At 74.3% G+C, this 19,143-nt stretch carries 13 protein-coding genes; 7 read left to right on the plus strand and 6 right to left on the minus strand.

The genetic code is table 11. The features are described from left to right. Positions 1-25: 25 nt before the first annotated feature. Positions 26-1,639 (minus strand): IucA/IucC family protein, encoded by a 1,614-nt coding sequence (locus ACFFIA_RS39015; protein ID WP_377261449.1) that lies wholly within the window; start codon positions 1,637-1,639, stop codon positions 26-28. Further along, on the minus strand, positions 1,640-3,118 hold the full coding sequence (locus ACFFIA_RS39020; protein ID WP_377261450.1) for an IucA/IucC family protein: 1,479 nt from the start codon (positions 3,116-3,118) through the stop codon (positions 1,640-1,642). 171 nt (positions 3,119-3,289) lie between these two features. Here ACFFIA_RS39020 and ACFFIA_RS39025 point away from each other — a divergent pair, with 171 nt between their 5' ends. The 4 genes from ACFFIA_RS39025 to ACFFIA_RS39040 all read left to right on the plus strand — a co-directional run bounded on the left by ACFFIA_RS39025 (position 3,290) and on the right by ACFFIA_RS39040 (position 9,183). Beyond that, the gene (locus tag ACFFIA_RS39025) at positions 3,290-6,043 is read left to right on the plus strand and encodes an Hsp70 family protein (protein WP_377261453.1); all 2,754 of its coding nucleotides are present in this window, start codon (positions 3,290-3,292) and stop codon (positions 6,041-6,043) included. A gap of 243 nt (positions 6,044-6,286) precedes the next feature. Beyond that, a complete protein-coding gene (locus ACFFIA_RS39030; protein ID WP_377261456.1) occupies positions 6,287-7,159 on the plus strand; it encodes a phytanoyl-CoA dioxygenase family protein in 873 nt (290 codons plus the stop codon). A gap of 620 nt (positions 7,160-7,779) precedes the next feature. Beyond that, positions 7,780-8,496: a hypothetical protein gene (locus ACFFIA_RS39035; RefSeq protein WP_377261459.1), complete on the plus strand. Its 717-nt coding sequence runs from the start codon at positions 7,780-7,782 to the stop codon at positions 8,494-8,496. A 204-nt stretch (positions 8,497-8,700) separates the two neighbouring features. Continuing rightward, a complete protein-coding gene (locus ACFFIA_RS39040) occupies positions 8,701-9,183 on the plus strand; it encodes a pyridoxamine 5'-phosphate oxidase family protein (RefSeq protein ID WP_377261462.1) in 483 nt (160 codons plus the stop codon). A gap of 73 nt (positions 9,184-9,256) precedes the next feature. Here ACFFIA_RS39040 and cydB read toward each other — a convergent pair whose 3' ends face one another. Both cydB and ACFFIA_RS39050 read right to left on the minus strand, forming a co-directional pair. Continuing rightward, complete coding sequence (cydB, locus tag ACFFIA_RS39045; protein ID WP_377261464.1) at positions 9,257-10,249, minus strand: cytochrome d ubiquinol oxidase subunit II; 993 nt, start codon at positions 10,247-10,249, stop codon at positions 9,257-9,259. Then, complete coding sequence (locus ACFFIA_RS39050; protein WP_377261467.1) at positions 10,249-11,652, minus strand: cytochrome ubiquinol oxidase subunit I; 1,404 nt, start codon at positions 11,650-11,652, stop codon at positions 10,249-10,251. Before ACFFIA_RS39050 ends, cydB begins: the two co-directional genes overlap by 1 nt. Before the next feature lie 45 nt (positions 11,653-11,697). Here ACFFIA_RS39050 and ACFFIA_RS39055 point away from each other — a divergent pair, with 45 nt between their 5' ends. Beyond that, positions 11,698-12,405, plus strand: coding sequence for a lysophospholipid acyltransferase family protein (locus tag ACFFIA_RS39055; protein WP_377261486.1), 708 nt, complete (start codon positions 11,698-11,700; stop codon positions 12,403-12,405). Positions 12,406-12,427: 22 nt separating this feature from the next. Here the strand turns inward: ACFFIA_RS39055 and ACFFIA_RS39060 are convergent, their stop codons facing one another. After that, positions 12,428-12,967 (minus strand): LuxR family transcriptional regulator, encoded by a 540-nt coding sequence (locus ACFFIA_RS39060; protein ID WP_377261469.1) that lies wholly within the window; start codon positions 12,965-12,967, stop codon positions 12,428-12,430. Next, a complete protein-coding gene (locus ACFFIA_RS39065; protein WP_377261472.1) occupies positions 12,964-15,414 on the minus strand; it encodes a helix-turn-helix transcriptional regulator in 2,451 nt (816 codons plus the stop codon). Before ACFFIA_RS39065 ends, ACFFIA_RS39060 begins: the two co-directional genes overlap by 4 nt. Positions 15,415-15,570: 156 nt before the next feature. Here ACFFIA_RS39065 and ACFFIA_RS39070 point away from each other — a divergent pair, with 156 nt between their 5' ends. Further along, entirely contained in the window at positions 15,571-17,073 is a 1,503-nt protein-coding gene (locus ACFFIA_RS39070) for a dynamin family protein (protein WP_377261474.1), read from the plus strand. A 31-nt stretch (positions 17,074-17,104) separates the two neighbouring features. After that, the gene (locus tag ACFFIA_RS39075) at positions 17,105-18,958 is read left to right on the plus strand and encodes a dynamin family protein (RefSeq protein WP_377261478.1); all 1,854 of its coding nucleotides are present in this window, start codon (positions 17,105-17,107) and stop codon (positions 18,956-18,958) included. The last annotated feature ends 185 nt before the right edge of the window (positions 18,959-19,143 follow it).

The raw sequence follows: 19,143 nt of genomic DNA on the forward strand, positions 1-19,143 counted from the left end.
GACGGGTTCAGGGAGCATGACGGGTTCAGGGAGCATGCAGCGGGTTCCGTACCGGGAGGTAGACGTCGCCGTCGCCGGCGAGGCGCATCCGTACGAGTGCCTTGTGCGGCACGCGGGGGGCGGTGAAGGCGGCGTGGTCGGCCGTGGCGGCGCAGGCGGTGGCCGGGTCGGCGCGCAGCTCGTCGTACGTGGTGTCGACGACCTCGCGGACGGCCCGCCAGGCGGCCGCCTCGTCGAGGCCGTGCGCGCCGAGCGCGATCACCAGCTCGCCGAGGTGGGCCTGGAGGGCGGTGTAGCCGAGCTTGGCGCGCATGGTGTCGAGGTCGTCGGTGCCGATGACCGAGCCGGGCCACAGCTCCAGGGGTACGCCGGCGGCGGCGAGGCGGGGCCGGTGCACGCGCAGCCCGGCCAGGTCGCGCAGGACGAGCCGGTGCGGGGTGCCGGCGGTGAAGGTGGGCAGGCAGTTCTGCAGGTGGGCCTCGAGCGCGATGCCGTAGCGGGTGGCCAGGCGCAGCAGCGGCGGGAGCACCAGCCGGGCGTACGCGGTGAGGAAGGCGAGCGGCCCCCGGCCGTACTCGCGCAGCAGCTCCCCGGCGACGGCGGGCAGCGCGCTGCCGGGGACGACCCGCTCGGTGGGGGCGAGGCGGCCGTCGAGTCCGGCGCGGAGGATGGCGCCGGCGTCGCGGCTGTCCGGGAGGGCGGCGCCGGCGGTCTCGGCGAGCAGCAGGACGCGTTCCTCGGTGGCGAGCAGGCGGTGCAGCAGCGCGGACAGGGCCGGGCCGTTGCGGGTGCTGGCGACGGAGATGCTGCGGCGGCTGGAGGTGACCTGGATGTCGAGGGAGAGCTTCAGGTAGCCGCCGCGCGGCAGCAGCAGCGTGCGGAGAGCCGCGGTGGGCACGGCGGGGACGGTGCCGTCGAGGATCCGCAGGGTGCCGTCGCGGAGCAGGTCGGGGTAGCGGCGGGCGAGGACGGCGTCGCGCTGCCAGGCGTGGACGGGCTGCACGACGTACCCGGGCGGGGCGGCGGGCACGTCGAGGCCGGCGGCGGCGAGCGCGGCGCCGACGTCGTCGCCGAGGTGGGCGGCGCGGCGCAGGGCGACGAAGCCGATCCGGGTGGTGCCGGCCTCCAGGTCGTGGGCGAGCACGTCGTCGACGTCCCAGCCGATGCGGGTGCGGCCGCAGGGGTGGAGGTTGTGGCCGTCGATGGCGAGGCGTTCCAGCGTGACCGCGTCGGCGTCGGGTCCGGTGGTGGGAGGTGGGGGTGTGGCGTCGCGGCGGGCGTACGCGATGGCGAGGTTGACGACCGCGTTGGCGAGCTCGGCGGCGAGCGTCCACCGGCGACTCTCCACGATGGAGGGCGGGAGCAGGTCGACCGGGTCGGCGGCCGGCACCGCCGCGAACTCGACCCGGTCGAAGGCGTGCGGGCGACCCCGCCGTTCGTACCGGATGCGGGTGTCGGCGATGTCCTCACGCCACAGCGCGCCCAGGAGCCGGCGCCCGACGGCGGCCGCGGCTCTTGGCAGTGCGGCCTGGAAGGGGTCGCGGAGGTGCGGCGCGAGCACCGCGAGGTGGTTTTCGGCGTGTGCGGCCGCGTCGTGGACGGTGCCGGGCGCGAACGCACACACAGTCAGCTCGCTCAACTAGCCTGCCATCGGGTTGGGAAGCGTAGCCCACACGTCGGTGAGCGGGTCGGTGGCCAGGCGCATCGCGGTGGTCGCCTTGACCGGCAGCGGGCCCCCGCGCAGCTCCGGGCGGGCGGCCCGGGTCCACAGTAGTCGGGGCGTGATCCCGTACGCACCGGAGAAGGCGGCCACCTGCTCGGCCAGCGCGCCGCTGACGGCGGCGGCGAGGAGCTTGTCGCGCAGCGCGTCCGGGTCGTCGGTGGCGACGTCACCGTGCAGCGGCGGCGGCTCGACCCCGGCGCGGCGCAGGGCGGCGGGGCTGATCCGGACGCCGCCGAAGTCGCGGTACAGCAGCCGTGTGGGGTGGCCGTCGCGGAGCACGAGGAGCGTGTTCTGGCCGTGTGCCTCCAGGGCGACGCCGTGGCGCAGCAGGTGCAGCAGCGGGGTGAGCAGCACGCCGGCGAGGGCGGTGAAGAAGCCGGGCGGGTCGGGCAGGCGCAGGCCGCCGCGGACGGCGGCGGCGAGCGCGGCGAACGGGACGGCGACCTCGCCGGGGGCCAGCCGGGGTACGCGCCGCCTGACGTGGGCGAGGCTGCGGGACGGTTCGCCGTCGACGAGGACCGCGCCGGCCCGCTCCTCGGCCATCACCGTGAGGCCCGGTGGGGCGAGGGCTTCGAGCAGGGCGGAGAGCGCCGGCCCGTTGCGGATGGCGGCTTCGGAGACGGTACGGACGGCGGAGGTCATCTGCACGTCGACGGCGGTCTTGACGTGGTGTGTGGCGCCCGCGGGGGCCAGGGTGCGCAGGGACATGAGTGGCCGCGCGGGCACGCGGCCCACGGGCACGAGCCAGGGGTACGCGTCGAGCAGGTGCTCGCGCTGCCAGGGGTGGACCAGCAGCAGGGGCGGGGCGGTGCCGTACCAGCGGGCGGGCGGGACCCGGACCAGGTGGAGGCGGACGACGGGGCGGTGCTCGGGGGCGTACCGGAGCACGTCCAGAGTGGACATGCCCAGGCGGGTGCGGCAGCCGGGGTGCAGGGGGTGTCCGTCCACCACGGACTGTTCGAGCTGGGGCAGCGTGCCGGTGAGCGTGGGCCGGGGCGGCGGGGCGGTGCGGGCGAGGGCGAGGTTGGCGACGCTGTTGTCCAGCTCGGTGGCGAACGCGGTGTGCCCGAGCGCGCGGGCGAGCGTGCCCGGGTCGGTGTGCGGGGTCTCGCCGAGGTGGACGGTGAGCCCGTCGGGTGCGGGGGCGTACGGCTCGGCCGCGTCGGCGGGGCCGGTCAGCGCGCCGAGGTCGAGGTGGACGGTGAGGCGGCCGGCGGCGTGCGTGCGGCCGCGTAGGCCCGGGATGGGCTCGCGGGCGTACGCGCCCCAGAGCCGCGCGAGGATCGCGGCCCGCGCGCCGGGCAGCGCCCGCTCGAACGGCGCCACGAGGTCCGGCCGGTGGTGGCCGAGCGCGGCCAGGGTCGCGGCCGGGTCGGGGGCGTGCACGCGCCCCATTCTCGACGTCCGGGCTGGCCGGTCACCGTCCGGGGCTGCGGTGACCCTGACTAGCGTCCTAGGACGTTCTACGGGATGTGCCCGAGGTCACGGGCGGGGGAGAGGCTGATCGCCGACGACTGGCGGAGCGCGGGTAGCATCCGGCGACGCGACAGGGGAGGGGGCGTCGGCGTGGACGGTTCGGTACGCCTCGCGGTGGATCTCGGTACGACGCACACGGTGGCGGTCGTGCGCCGGGGCGGTCAGGAGCCGCGAGCGCTGCTGTTCGACGGCACGCCGCTGCTGTCGTCCGGGGTTTTCGTGGACGAGTCAGGCGGGTTGCACACCGGCCGGGACGGCGCGCGGCTGGGCGGCGCGTCGCCGGAGCGGTTCGAGCCGCATCCCAAGCGCCGGGTCGACGAGGGCACGGTGCTGCTCGGCGAGCACGAGGTGCCGGTGGAGCAGTTGCTGGCGGCGAGCCTGCGGCGGGTCGCTGACGAGGCCCGTACGGCCGGGGTTTCGCCGGACGGCGCGACGGTGCTGACCTGTCCGGCGGACTGGGGGCAGCCGCGACGCAACGTGCTGCGCGCGGCGGCGTGGCGGGCCGGTCTGGGTCAGGTGACGCTGCTGGACGAGCCGATCGCGGCGGCGACGTACTGCGTGCAGGTGTTGGGGCAGCAGGTGCCGCCGGGCGGCTGTCTGGGGGTGTTCGACTTCGGCGGCGGCACGTTCGACGTGGCGGTGGTGCGGCGGGAGCCGGCCGGGTTGCGGGTGCTGGCGACCGGTGGCCTGGACGACCTGGGCGGGTTGGACGTGGACAGCGCGCTGGTCGCGCATCTGGGTCATCTGGTGGCGGTGCGTGACCCGGAGCTGTGGCGGCGGCTGGAGCAGCCGGCCGACGCGGAGCAGCGGCGGGAGCGGCAGGCGTTCTGGTCGGAGGTGCGCGCGGCCAAAGAGATGCTGTCGCGGACGTCGAGCGCGCCGGTGCACGTGCCGGGGCGGGCGGAGCCGATGCACCTGACCCGGGAGGAGCTGGAGCGGGTCGGTGGCCCGCTGGTGGCGCGGGCGGTGGACGAGACGCGGCGGGTTCTGCAGCGGGCGGGCGTGGAGCCGGAGCGGTTGGCGGGGCTGCTGCTGGTGGGCGGTGCGAGCCGGATGCCGCTGGTGGCGAGCCGGTTGCACGGCCGGTTGGGGGTGGCGCCGTCGGTGCCGGAGCAGCCGGAGCTGCCGGTGGCGTACGGGGCGCTGGTGTACGCGATGGCGGCGCCGGGAGCGGTGGCGACCGGTGGTGTGGCGGGTCCGGCGTTTCCGGTGTCGGGTCCGTTCGGTTCGCCGGCCGGGCCGTACCCGGTGTCGTCGTCGTTTCCGGCTGGTGTGGTGTCGGCGCCGATTCCGGGGTCGCCGGGGTTGCCGGGCGCGGGGCTGCCTCCGCCACCGCCGCCCGCGGTGGGTCCGGGGGTTCCGCCGCCGCGGCCACCGATGGTGGCGCCGGTACCGCGCAAGCGGCGCCCGGTGCGGCGGGCGTTGCTGACCGGCACGGTGTTCGTGCTGGTGGGCGGCTTGGTGGCGGGCGTGGTGCAGGGCGGCCGGTGGTTGAGCCGCACGCTGGACGGTGCGGGTAAGGAGCTGGATTCGGGGCTCCAGTTCGGGCAGCAGGACGGGAACGGCGCCGGCAAGGGGGAGCTGGCTTCGGCGGAGGCGGTGCCGCTGTCGCAGCCGGGCGCGGCGGCGGTGGCGGTGTCGGGGCAGGACGTCGTGGTGGCCGCGGTGGGCAGCGGCATCACGGAGGTGAAGGCGCTGCCGAGCGGCGGTGGTCCGGCGCGGTGGACGACGCAGGTGCCGATCGAGCCGGAGGGCGTGAAGCTGACGGCGGTCGGTGACCTGGTGGTGCTGGATGGCGACAACTCGGTGACGGACGGCGGCAACGACATGCGGGCGGTGCTGTCGGCGGGCAGCGGGAAGCTGTTGTGGCGCAACACGTGGGAGCGGCGCACGGATGTGGCGTTCCTGGGTACGGACGTGCTGGTGGATGTGGACGACTCGCATGACGGGCACGCGGTGCTGCGGGTGGACCTGCGGACGGGTCGGCAGAAGTGGCGGCTGCCGGGCGGCGAGGACACTCTGACGATCGACGAGCACCGGATCGAGCCGGTGCGGCAGTGGGTGGGCGTCAAGGGTGGTGTGCTGCCGGCGTTCGACGGGGTGCTGCACGACGCGTTGACGGCGGGCAACGCGCTGGTGGAGCTGGAGGCGGAGGAGAGCCGGGGGCGGCTGGTCGACGCGGCGACGGGGAAGGTGACCTCGACCGGGACGCTGCCGCTGGAGAACGAGTACTGGACCGTGTTCGGCGGTGTGGTGGTCGGGGTGCAGAACGACGAGGTGGGCAAGGGCCGGGAGGTGCTGGCGGCGTACAAGGTGCCGGGGTTCGGGCGCGCCTGGACGCTGGGGCTGCCGGCGGGGCAGACGGTGGAGCGGGTCAAGCCGTGCGGGGAGTTCCTGGTGTGCGCGGCGGTGGAGGCGGACGCGCAGAGCCGGGTGGTGGCGGTGGACGTGCGTTCGGGCAAGGAGGCGTGGAGCGCGCCGGTGGAGTCGGGGGACGACGCGGGCTGGTACGTGACGTCGGCGGGGTTGCTGGTCGGTGAGGCGACGTTCGGGCCGATCAGTGACGCGCGGGCGCTGGGGCCGGACGGCAAGGAGTTGGGGCGGTTCGAGGACACGTCGGCGCAGGCGGTCCAGGGTGGGCGGGCGGTGCTGCGGGTGACCCGGTTGGCCGGTACCGAGGTGATGTGGCAGGTGTTCGTGGCGGAGGTGGCGGGCGGTAAGGCGACGAAGGGTGTGGACGTGGGGGCGGACGTGCCGGAGCAGATCGTGTTGGCCGGTGACGTGGTGGCTGTGCTCACGAAGGACCGCGAGGTGATGGTGTTACGGGTAATGAGCGTTGCGTGACAGATGCTGTCCGCTTCGCCTGGCTTGCGGTGGTTGGTCCTTGGGACTTCTCGCTAGATCGTTGCCTGGGGTCACCGGTGTTTGGAGGATGCGAGTACTCTTCCGGATCGTTACCTGACCCTCCAGGTAACGAGGCTTCCGTTCATCGGGGCAACGCTCCGTCAATCCGGGGCAACGCGACGGCGGGGACCACCCGTCGTACGTGCAGCAGAAGTCTGTCCCACGGGAGGAAAGGACCCCTTCGTGACCACCCCTGTCTCGGCCCGTCCCCATCCGGGCACCGCAATGACCGACGAGCAGCGCGCCAACTTCGAGCGGGACGGTTACATCGTCGTGCCCGGCGTGCTCTCCGAGGACGAGGTCGCCCACTACGCGGCCGCCGTTGACCGGGTCTACGAGGAGCACGCCGCCGCCGGCAAGCTCGCCGCCGACCGGTCGCTGCACAAGCTCAACGCGGTCGACAGCTGCCACGACCTGGCCCCGCTGCTCGACCACCCGAAGGTGTTCGGCCTGGTGTGGTCGATGCTCGGCTGGAACGTGCACGTGTACCACTCGCACCTGGACGTGCACCCGCCGCTGACGGAGAAGAAGCCGTTCCGGTTCGAGTGGCACCAGGACGGCGGCCGGCAAAACCGCGAGATCGAGTCGGACCCGCGCCCGCGCCTCTCCGTGAAGATCGCGTACTGGCTGTCGGACGTCTCCCAGCCGGGCCGCGGCAACTTCCAGGTCGTACCGGGCAGCCACACCACCAACTGGATCGACGGGCCGCCGCGCCGCGACATCGAGTGGCCCAACCCGGAGGGCGCGGTCGAGGTGACCGCCAACCCCGGTGACGCGGTCTTCTTCGACCGCCGCATCTGGCACGCCCGCTCCAACAACTACTCGCAGGTGACCCGCAAGGGCGTCTTCTTCGGGTACACGTACCGGTGGGTCCACACGCGCGAGACGATGGCCGAGGACCTGGCGAGCCTCACGCCGGTGCAGCGGCAGCTCGTCGGGCTGCACACCGGCGACGGCGACCACGCCTGGGGTCACTACCCGAGCGACGTGCCGCTGTACGGGCTGCTCAAGGAGCACGACCTGCTCGACCCGAAGTACCCGCCGCTGATCCCGTAGGCGCGCACCGCGTCCGCCGGCCCGGTCTCCCACCTGTTGGGGGCCGGGCCGTTTCGCTGGGTACGGTGCGGTCTGTGGACGAGCTGTCGGTGCGGTTGCGGCCCGTGGAGGAGGCGGATCTGGCGATGTTCCGCCGGTTCGCGCCTGTACAGCCGCGCCTGCGCGACGATCCCGGGCCGCTCTAGGCGCGCGGGCTCGGCGAACCAGCGCACCGGTCAGGGCAAGGGGCACGGGTGCTCCACGCGTTCCCGCCCGTTCAAGTTGACATAATGTGCATTATCGAACAGTTGGATAACGCGGTGGGACAGGAGGACCGGCTTCCTCGCCTCTCCTGAGTGGACGGACCGGCTTTCGGGGGTTTGTCAGGCCCCGACGGCGTGCGTGTGTCGTGCTGGCGCGGACGCCGGTCGGATTCTTACGACGGCTCGCCCCGTTTGCCAGCCGATCACCTGCGCGTCCGCGACGCCGGCGCCGGCGTCCATCGAGGCGCGACCGCGACAGCGCGCGACAACGGCGCGCGACCAAGGACGGCTGGCTGCCAGCGCCCGCGTGTCGGTGGACGTTGTCGTACCCGGCTGGTAGGAAGCTGTCATCAAACACGTGTACGGAAGAGGTTTGTGATGGCCGCCGCGCGATCCGGTGTTCGAGGACTGTCCACCGACGACTTGAAGGCGATGCGTGACACGCTCGCCGCGGGCCGCAAGCCGCGGGTGATGTTCACCGAGACGGCTGGGCAGATCGCCGGCCAGATCGGGCAGGTCGTGGAGTTGACCGACCCGGAGCTGTCGGAGGAGTGGGTGGTGGTGCGGTTCGGCAAGGACGAGTTGCCCTTCTCCCCCACCGATCTGACGATCCCGCCGAAGGGGGCGAAGGCGGCCCCGGCGAAGAAGGCGGCGCCGGCGAGTGAGCCCGCCGCTCCCCAGCCAGAGCTGAAGATCACGAGGTCGCCGGTGCCGGCGCCACGCGAGGAGGCGAAAGTGACCACTGTGGACGCACCCGCGGCTGCCGACAAGGCCGTGGAGAAGCCGGCGGCGCGCAAGGTCGCCAAGGCGGCCAAGCCGAAGCCGCCGCCCGGGCTCACGGTGACGCTGGCCTACACCGAGGGTGAATGGACGGTGGCGGCGACGCAGGGGGCGAAGGCGCTGGCCAAGCCCTACGTGATCCGGCCGTCCGAGGCGCTGAAGATGGTGGCGCTGGTCGACGTTCCGGGCGTGCAGGAGGCGGTGGAGCAGATCCTGGCGGTGGAGCGCAGCGAGGCCGAGCAGCAGGCGGAGAAGCTGCGGGCCGAGCTGGCCGAGATCGAGGCGCGGCTGGCCGAGCTCCGCGACGTCGGCTGAGCGTGACCTCCCTGCCTCGCGATGCCGGGCGCGGCCGCGGAGCACATCGGCGACGCGACTGACAACGAGCGCACGCGGGCCGCGGGGCACCAGAGGCACCACACGAGCGGGCGGCACGAGACGCCGAGGCGGCAGGAGACAGACCCGCCGCCTCGGCACCATGAGCACGGCACACACAGCACGAGGCGGAGGGCACGATCGGGTATGGCCAGGTGGGAAGAGGTCGAGGCGGACGCACCGGAGTTCGCGGCGGCGGTGCGGCGGTTGTTCGACGCGTTCAAGCACAAGACGCTCGCGACGCTGCGGCGGGACGGGTCGCCGCGGATCAGTGGCACGGAGGCGCAGTTCCGCGACGGCGACATCTGGCTCGGCAGCATGTGGATGGCACGCAAGGCGGTCGACCTGCGGCGGGATCCGCGGTTCGCGCTGCACAGCGCCAGTGAGGACCCGTCCGACGACAACCCGTCGTCGTGGCCGGGCGACGCGAAGCTCTCCGGCCGGGTCGAGGAGGTCACCGACCCGGAGCAGCTGGCCAAGGCCATGGGCGGCGAGGCCCCGTCGGAGCAGTCCCACCTCTTCCGGCTCGACATCGAGGAGGTGGTCTGGACGCGGGTGGGGACCCCGGCCGACCACCTGGTGATCGAGCTGTGGCGGGCCGGCGAAGGGCTGCGCCGCTTCCAACGCTGACCCGTCCCGCCGGCGAAGCAGCGCCAAGCGCGGTGAGCACCGCCCCAGCCTCCGCCCCAGCCTCCGCACCGGCTCAGTAGCCGGCGTCGCCGACCGAGACGCGCTTGCGGAAGACCCAGTACGTCCAGCCCTGGTAGAGCAGCACGAGCGGCGTGAAGATGGCCGCGACCCAGGTCATGAGCCGCAGCGTGTACGGGGACGAGGCGGCATTGTCGACGGTCAGCCCGCCGGCGCCGAGGGTGGACGGGAGCACGTGCGGGAAGAGCGTGGCGAAGAGGGTCACCACGAGCAGGCCGATCGTGAGTGCCGTACCGAGGAAGGCCCATCCCTCGCGGTGTGCCCGGTTGGCGGCGAGCGCCGCGACGAGGGTGAGTGCCGCGGCGGCGGCGGTGGCCACGGCGGCGGGCGACGAGCGGACGGTGAGCGTCCACACGGCGAAGGCGGCCAGGGCGGTGAGCGCGACCGGGCCGACCCGGGCGGCGGTGCGCAGCGCGCGGGCGCGCAGCTCCCCCATGGTCTTGAGGGCGAGGAAGACGGCGCCGTGCGTGACGAAGAGCGTGAGGGTGACCAGGCCGCCGAGGAGCGCGTACGGGTGCAGGAGGTCGGCCGGTCCCCCGGCGTAGTCGCCGTCCGGGGTGAGTGGCAGGCCGCGGGTGAGGTTGGCGAAGGCGACGCCCCACAGGAAGGCGGGCGCGGTGGAGCCGAAGACGATGGCGGCGTCCCAGCGGGCCCGCCAGCGGGGGTCGTCGCGCATGCCGCGGTACTCGAACGCGACGCCGCGCAGGATCAGCGCCACCAGGATGAGCAGCAGCGGCAGGTAGAGGGCGGAGAAGAGGGTGGCGTACCAGGCGGGGAAGGCGGCGAACATGGCCCCGCCGGCGGTGATGACCCATACCTCGTTGCCGTCCCAGACGGGGCCGATGGTGCCGAGCAGGGCGCGGCGTTCGCGGTCGTCTCGGCCGATGGCGGGCAGGAGCGCGCCGACGCCGAAGTCGAAGCCCTCGAGGATGAAGTAGCCGGTGAAGAGGGCGGCGATGAGGACGAACCAGACGGTGGTGAGTTCCATCAGTGCTCCTTCAATGCGCCCGAAAGGTCCGAACCGGAAGCCCCAGGAGCCCCAGGAGCCGCCGTGGTGGGGGTCAGGCCGGCGCGGGCGAAGCGGAGCAGCAGCTTGACCTCGATGGTGGCGAGCGCGGCGTACACGAGGGTGAAGGCGGTGAACGACGTGAGGACCTCGGTGAGCGAGACGCTGCGGGAGACGCCGTCGCGGGTGAGCATCTCGCCGAAGACGAGCCAGGGTTGGCGGCCCATCTCGGTGAAGATCCAGCCGAAGATGTTGGCGGCGAGTGGGAGCAGCGGCAGGACGAGGCAGGCGCGGGTCAGCCACCGGGAGGTGGGTATGCGGCCGCGGCGCTGGGCCCAGAGCGCGACGAGCGCGATGAGGGCGCCGAGCATGCCGAGCCCGATCATGAGGCGGAAGCTCCAGTAGGTGACCGGGATGATCGGGTTGTAGGTGCCGGGGCCGAACTGGGCGGCGTACTGGGTCTGGAGGTCGTTGATGCCCTCGACGCGGCCGTTGTGGTCGCCGGTGCCGAGCCACGACAGCAGGTACGGGATCCTGATGGCGAACACCTCCTGCCCGCCGTCGAGGGTGCCGATGGTCAGGACGGAGAACGCGGCCGGCTGCTCGGTGTCGTAGAGGGCTTCGGCGGCGGCCATCTTCATCGGCTGCACCTCGGTCATGATCTTGCCTTGGAAGTCGCCGCTGATCGCGACGGTGGCGGCCGCGACGAGGGTGACCCAGGCGCCGAGGCGCAGCGCCGGGCGAAACTCCTCGGAGCGGTGCTTCATCAGGTGCCACAGGGCGATGGCGGTCATGAGCGAGCCGGCGACGAGGAAGCAGCCGGCGATGGTGTGCGGGAAGGTGGCGAGGGTGACCTTGTTGGTGAGTACCGCCCCGAAGTCGGTCAGCTCGGCGCGTCCGGTGTCGGGGTCGACGCGGTAGCCGACCGGGTTCTGCATCCAGGAGTTGGCGGCGAGGATGAAGTAGGCGGAGGCGGTGGAGCCGGCGGCGGCGATCCAGATGCAGGCGAGGTGGACGCGTTTGGGTAGCCGTTCCCAGCCGAATATCCACAGGCCGAGGAAGGTGGATTCGAGGAAGAAGGCGAAGAGGGCCTCGATGGCGAGGGGGACGCCGAAGACGTCGCCGACGAAGCGGGAGTAGTCGCTCCAGTTCATGCCGAACTGGAACTCCTGCACGATGCCGGTCACCACGCCCATCGCGAAGTTGACCAGGAAGAGCTTGCCGTAGAACTTGGTGAGGCGCAGGTAGCGTTCGTCTCCGGTGCGTACCCAGATGGTCTGGAGCACGGCGACCAGCACGGACAGGCCGATGGTGAGGGGGACGAAGAGGAAGTGGTAGACGGTGGTGACACCGAACTGCCAGCGGGCGACGTCGAGCGCGTCCATGCGGGACCTCCATCATTACTACGGCCCGTAGTAGATCCTAGTGCGCTGTGGACCCTCGCCGTGGGGCTGGCGCGAGTGGCGCTCGTCCCATTCGCCCGGCTGCGCGTCTCCGGCGACGTGCCGGACGCGTTACGGGACGGGCCGCTGATCCTGGCCGCCAACCACATCTCCCCGGTCGACCCGGTGGTGCTGATGGCCGCCTGCCACCAGCGCGGGCTGCGGCCGAGGTTCCTGGCCGACGCGGGACTGTTCCGGCTGCGCACGCTCGGCTGGCTCATGCGGCGCACCGGGCACATCCCGGTCGCCCGCGGCACCGCCACCGTCACCGAGGCGCTGCGCCTGGCCACCGCCGCGGTCAAGGACGGCGCGGTCGTGCTGGTCTACCCGGAGGGGCGGATCAGCCTCGACCCCGGCCTCTGGCCGGAGAAGGGCAAGACCGGCACCGCACGGCTCGCGCTCGCCACCGGCGCCGTCGTGGTCCCGGTCGCCCAATGGGGTACGCACGAGCTGGTCCCCTGGTCCGCGCCGAAGGGAGCCCCACGCGGGCTCCTGCGCGCGCTGGCGCGGCGCCCGCTGATCCGCGTGCACTTCGGCCCGCCGCTGCGCGCGACCGGCCCGGCCCGCGAGGCGACCGAGCAGATCATCGCCGCGATCACGCGTGAGCTGGAGCCGCTGCGCGCCGACGAGCCCGACCTGCCCCGCCACACCGACCCGACCCGCCCGGTGACCACCGCCCGCTCCCGCCCCCGCTGACCGGGCGGCGGGGGCGACCGGATCAGCTGGGCTGGCCCCGCTGGCGCAGGTAGGCCAGGACGGCCTCGCGGGTGGTGCGGACGCCGAGCGTCTCCCGGGCCTGGGCGATGCGGCGGTTGGCGGTGCGCAGCGACAGGAACTCGGCGGCCGCCGCCGCGGCGATCGTCTCCCCGTTGGCCAGCCGCTCCAGCAGGGCCCGCTGCTCCGGCACGAGCTGGCCGACCCCGTCGTCGCCGTCCGGCTCGGGCTCGGCGTCCGGGTCGGCGTACACCGGGCCGAGGCGGCCCAGGTCGGCCACCAATGCCCGGCCCAGCTCCCCCTGCGGGTCGGCGATCGCCACGATGCCGGTGCCCCGGGCGGCGGCCATCACGGCCAGGTGGGCGGTGTCGGTGTCGGGTATCCGGCCGAACAGCACCAGCCGCGCGTCGGCCATGTCCCACACCGCCTCGGCCAGCGCGAAGCCCTCCCGGGTCTGCCAGCCGCCGCGGGCCAGGCGGCGCAGCACGGTGGTGGCGTCGGCCGAGGTCGGCACGACGTAGCGGGGCGCTTCGGGGGCGGTCATGTCAGCTGGCCCAGCCGTGCGGCCGCCTCGGTGCGGGTGCGGGCGCCGAGCTTGCGCATCCCGGAGCGGATGTGCGTCTCCACGGTCTCGCCGGAGATGCCGAGCTGGCCGGCGATGCGGCGGGTCGGTTCGCCGGCGGCGACCAGGCGCAGCACGTCCCGCTCCCGGTCGGTCAGCTCGGTGCCGGCGCGGGGGCCGCGGTGGTCGCGGCGTACGGCGTGGCGGCGCAGCGCCCGCCGGGCCCGGCCGAGCAGCACTACCAGTCCGGCCTCCTCGGCGAGGCGTTCGGCGGCCAGCAGCGGCGGCACCGCCAGCGCCGGGTCGGTCTCGTGCAGCCCCTGGGCGAGCAGGCAGCGGACCTCCTCCCGGACGGCGAGGTCGTGCCAGGCGGCGGCGGCCCGGTCGAAGCCGCCGGCGGCCCTCCACGCCTGCAGGGTCGCGGCGACCGCGGCGGCCCGGTCGACGGCGGCCTTGCCGGGCGGCGGGGCCAGCCCCAGGTCGGACGAGGCCCACCGGGCGGTGATCTCGTGCAGCCCGGCGACCAGCGCGCCGGCCCGGGACAGGTCGCCGCCGGCGGGGCGCAGCGCCAGGTCGGGCTGCCCGTCGAGCCAGGCCGCCTCGCGCCCGACCCAGTCCAGCAGCGCGCTCGGCGCGGCCACTTCGGCCAGCCGGGAACGGGCCGGGGCCAGCAGCCCGCCGTCCGCCTCGACCAGGCTGGCCGCCGCGGTCGCGTACCCCCGGGCGAGGGCCGGCAGGGTGCGGTCGGTGAGGTCGCCGGCGCGCCGGACCACGTCGTCGGTCGCGGCGCCGCGCAGCGCGGTGCACCACAGCTCGGCGGCGAGGAACCGGGTCTGCCAGCTGTACGCCAGGTCGGCCGCGCACGCCTGGGCGGCGCTCCCGGCGGCCTGGGCGGCCTCGGCGAGGCGGCCGTCGGCGGCCAGCGTCTCCACCAGCAGCCAGGCGCTCCACCGGGCGGCGAGCAGGTCACCGGCGGCGCCCGCGGCGGTGGTGGCCGAGGCCAGCCCGTACTCCCAGCCGTCGGCGCGGCCGTGGGCCCGGACGGCGGCGATGGCCGCGCGGAGCCCGGCGTGCGGTGGCGGATCGCCGTGCCGCTCGGCGATCCGGGCCGCGGCGGCGCTCGCCCCGGCCGGGTCGTCGGCGAGGCGGGCCAGCAGCAGCACCCGGTCGCGGGCGGCCACGATGTCGCGGGCGGCGCCGTCGGGCACCGGCGCGGCCGCCTCCCGGGCGGCGGTCACGTCACCGACCTGGAGCAGCGCCTCGGCCCGCAGCACGGCCGCGTCGACGCCGAGCGGGGCCGCGCCCGGACCGGCCGTCAGCACGCGGACGGCCGCGCGGGGGCGTCCGCAGGCCAGGGCGGCGGTCGCGGCGGCCGTGCGCACCGGCGGCTCCGGGTCGACGCCTGGCAGGTCGCAGGCGAGCAGCAACAGCTCCGCGCGTTCGCCCGCCGTCGCCATCCGGGCGGCCGCCGCGACGGCCACCTGGTACGCGGCCGGGCCGTCACCGGCGGCCGCGAGGTGCCGGGCTGCCTCCCGGGGCGGGACCAGGCTGGCCAGGCGCCGGTGCAGCGCCTGCCGGCCGGGCGGGTCGAGCAGGCCGGCGGCGACCTCGGCCAGGTACGGCGAGACCGGGGCCAGATCCTCCCCGGAGGGCGCGACCAGCCCGGACTCCACCAGCTCCTCGACGCCGGCGCCGAGCACCGACGCGGTCGCGGGGCGGCCGAGCAGGCCCAGCGCCGCCATCGCCGTGCGGGCCGGGCGGGTCAGGTCGGCCAGGGCGGCCGCCACCGCGTACTCCACCTGGGCGGCGTCGCCGGCCACGTCGGCCGTACCCCGGGAGGCGGTGTGTCTGGCCAGTGTCTCGACGGCCAGCGGCACGCCGCCGGCACGGGTGACCACGGCGTCGACCGCGGCCGGGTCGAGGCCGGGCGCGACGCGGCGGGCCAGGTCGGCGGCGTCGTCGGCGTGCAGCGGCGGCACCGGCAGCCAGCCCGCGGCGGCGGCGCGCAGCGCGGCGACCGCGCCGGCGGGGAGCCGGTGCGGGGTGCGCAACGCGACCGCGACGCGGCAGTGGGCGGCGATCGCGGGCAGGGCCGACAGGGTGGCCGGGTCGGCCCACTGCAGGTCGTCCAGGAGCAGCAGCCCGGCGCGCACGCGGGAGCGGACCGCCTCGGCCAGCAGCGCCGGGTCGGCGGCCGGCAGCCGCACCCGCACCGCGCGGGCCAGCGCGAAGGCCGGCACGGCCTGGAGCATCGCCAGCCCGCCACCGGCGAACACCGGCCCGCGGAACGCGGCGCCCAGCCGGCCGAGCACGGTGGAGCGCCCGCTGCCCGGACCGCCGGTGAGGACCACCAGTGCGGGCGCGGCCAGCAGCGCGGTCGCCTCCTCGACGAGGGCGCCGGGCCGCGTGGCGGCGGGCGCGTGACGCAACTGGGCCTCCCGCGTCAGAGCGTGGCACGAACATGGGATCCTGCGCCGGCAGGATATTCATAGTGTGGATCCGGCAGGAGGGACACCAACACGATGAGCGAGCACGACCGCTGGAACCACGCCATTGTCGCCGACCGTACCGCCGGCTGACGAGTCATGGGACCAGGTCCGCTCAGTGCCCGGGTGGCCGCGCTCTGTGACGATGTCGGCCCTCGGGTCGGCCCCGCCGCCCAGACGCAGGTGCTCGGCGTGCGCAGACGGCTGGACGAGCCGCTCCGCGTGGCCATCGCCGGCCGCCTGAAAGCCGGAAAGTCGACACTTGTGAACGCGCTCATAGGACGGCGCGTGGCCCCCACCGAAGTGGGAGAATGCACGCGAATCGTGACCCAGTTCCGATACGGCACCGCCGACCGGGTCGACGTGATCCGGCGCGACGGCACCCGCGCCAGCCTCCCGCTCGACGAGTCCGGCATGATCCCGCAGCGGCTCGGCGTGCCCCGCCACGACATCTCGTACGTCGATGTCACCCTCACCAGCGACCACCTGCGTGAGCTGACCGTCGTCGACACCCCCGGCCTCTCCTCCACCAACACGTCGGTGAGCGCGGGGGCCAGGCGCTTCCTGTTCAACGAGGCACCGATCGACGACGACATCGACGACGACTCGGTCGGGGCCATCTCCGGCGCCGAGGCGATCATCTACGTGTTCACCCAGTCGGTCCGCGACGACGACCTGCAGGCCCTGGAGGCGTTCCGGTCCATCTCGGCCCGGCTGGCCAGCAACCCCATCAACTCGCTCGGCCTGTTCAACAAGGTGGACAAACTGGTCGCCGGCGTCGCCGACCCCTGGCCGGTCGCCGGGCCGCTGGCCGCCGACCAGACCAAGGTGCTGCGCCGGGTCGTCTCCGACGTCGTACCGGTGGTCGGGCTGCTCGCCGAGACCACCGAGGCCGGCCGCCTCACCGCCGCCGACTGCGAGGCGCTGCGCGTGCTCGCCCAGCTCCCCGAGACCGAGCGGCTGGTCCTGATGGCCTCGGTCGACCTGTTCACCTCCCGCGAGTGCAAGGTCCCCCGCGAGCAGCGGGAGCGGCTGCTGCGCCTGCTCGACCTGTACGGCATCGGCTTCGCCATGGCCCAGCTCGCCGCCCGACCCCAGCTGGCCAGCGGCGATCTCGTCCGGATGCTGTTCCAGGCCTCCGGCTTCCCCCGGCTGCGGCACACGCTCGACCAGGCGTTCCGGTGGCGCACCGACGCCATCAAGGCCGGCTGGGCACTGTCCAGCCTGGAGAAGATCGCCAGCCACACCGAGCGCCCCAACGACCGCGAGCTGCTGCGCGACGCCATCGAACGGGTCCTGCAACAGCCCGACTACCACCGGCTGCGGCTGCTCGAGGTCGCCCAGCTCGTCTCCACCGGCTCCGTCGAGCTGCCCGAGCCGATGGAGCAGGAGCTGACGCGGCTGGCCCTGTCCCACGATCCCCAGTGGATCCTCAACCTGCCCACCGCCGGCACCGAGCAGCTCGTCAAGGCCGCCCTCGACGCCGCGACGCGGTGGCGCGTGTACGCGGTCGCCGGGGCCAGCCCGTCCCAGTCGCGGGTCGCCCTGGTCGCGCACCGCGGCTTCTACCTGCTCAGCCAGCGAGTGCGGGGTACGGCATGAGCCCTCGGCCGGCGGCCGCGGAGGGCCGGCGATGAACGCGCCCAACACCGACGCGATGCGCAAGCTGCTGACCGGTGCGGTCGACACGTCGCTGGCGTTCCTGCGCAAAACCGACCCGGACGCCGCCGCCGACCTCGACGCGGTCCGCCGCCGCGACCTGTCCCGCCCCGCCATCGTGGTCGTCGGCGAGACCAAGCGCGGCAAGAGCTCGCTGGTCAACGCGCTCATCGGCGTACCCGGACTGTCGCCGGTGGACGCCGCGGTCGCCACCGCCTCCTACCTGGAGTTCACCCACGGCACCGAGCACCGGGCGCGGGCCTGGCTGCCCGGCCGTGAGGACCCGGTGCCGCTCGACCAGGCCGAGCTGCGCGACTGGGCCACCCCCTTCGGCCGGCTGCCGGAGGGCGCCCGCCCGCCGCGCCGGATCGAGGTGACCCACTCGGCGCCGCTGCTGCAGTACCTGTCGCTGCTGGACACCCCCGGCACCGGCGGCCTCGACCCGGCCCACGCCGAGGTGGCGCTGGACGCGGTGGAGAAGGCGACCGCGCTGCTGTTCGTGGTCGACGCGGCCGCCCCGTTCGCCAAGCCGGAGCTGGAGTTCCTCATCGAGGCCAGCAAGCGGGTCAACTTCGTGGTGTTCGCGCTGACCAAGGTGGACGCGTACCCCGGCTGGCGCACCATCTGGGAGGACGACCGCGCCCAGCTCCAGGCGCACGCCCCCCGGTTCGGCTCGGCCCCCTGGTACCCGGTGTCGGCGCGGCTGGCCGAGCTGGCGATGACGATGCCCCGCGAGGCCGCGCCCGAACTCATCAAGGAGTCCCGGATCGCCGAGCTGCAGCACGCGCTCATCGACCTGGCCGGCAAGGGCCACCTGCTCGGCCAGGCCAATGTGCTGCGCGCGATCCGCAGCGAGTACATCCGCTTGGACCTGCAGGTCGGCGGCCGGATGAAGGCCACCGACCCCGACCCGGAGGACATGGCCAAGGCCAAGGCCGACCGGGCCGCGCTGGCCGCCCGCAAGCGCACCGAGTCACGGCAGTGGAGCCTCGCGCTCAACACCGAGACGCAGCGGGCCCGCGTCGAGGCGACCGGGCGGCTGCGCAACTACGTCACCGCCCTCCAGGAAGACTTCCTCAACAAGATCGAGAAGGCTCGCGGGGACGACATCAAGGCGCTGCCGCAGGAGGTCGACCGCGCGCTGCACGCCCTGTCCGTACGCCTCTCGCACGACCTGGAGTTCCGTTTCCGCAAGGTCGCCGAGCGCACGCTCACGCAGGTGTTCGGGCCGCAGGAGCTCCAGCTCGTACTCCGCCGGCTCAACGCCACCCTCCGCCACGCCCTCGCCACCCGCCCCCGCCGCGAGGGCGGCGGCCCCGACAACGTGATGATCGCGATGTCGGCCGGCGGCATGGCGTTCATGGCCGGCCGGGGCGCCGTGGCGGGCGCCTCCGCGCTCGGCGCTGGCGCCATCGTCGGCGGCGGGCTGCTGCTGCCGGTCGCCGGGCTTGGCCTGGGGCTGGCGGCCGGCGCCTTCATCCTGTACCGGCGGCGCGTGCAGACCGACCGCCAGCAGGCCCGGATCTGGCTCCGCGAGGTGCTCGGCGAGGCCCGCGCCGCCCTCTCCGACGAGATCATGCACCGCTTCACCGATTTGCAGTACGCCCTCACGCTGGCCCTCGACGACGCCATCGAACGCCGCCTCCAGCAGCTCGACGCGCACATCGCCGAGATCGACAAGGCACTGGCGGAAGACAAGGCCAGCCGCGCCCGCCGCAAGGCAGCCCTGCAAACCGAACGCGACGGGCTCCGCGCCCGCGTCAAGCAGGTCGACGAGGTCCTGGCGAGGGCGCGTTCCCTCGCCCCGGCACGGCCCACGGAGGAGTAGCGATGAGCGAGCGCATCATCACCTCGTGCCCGCCCGCAGCGAGGACGGGCACGAGCGAGCGCAGCGAGCGAATCAGCACACTCAGCGCGTGTGGAGCCTCGTGCCCGCCCGCGGCGAAGCGAGGACGGGCATGAGTTGCCCTGTGTCAAGCCATAGCTTGTTGATCTTGGTTGAGGAGGCGTTGG

The organism is Phytohabitans kaempferiae, assembly GCF_042433955.1.
In the GTDB taxonomy this organism is placed as follows: domain Bacteria; phylum Actinomycetota; class Actinomycetes; order Mycobacteriales; family Micromonosporaceae; genus Phytohabitans; species Phytohabitans kaempferiae.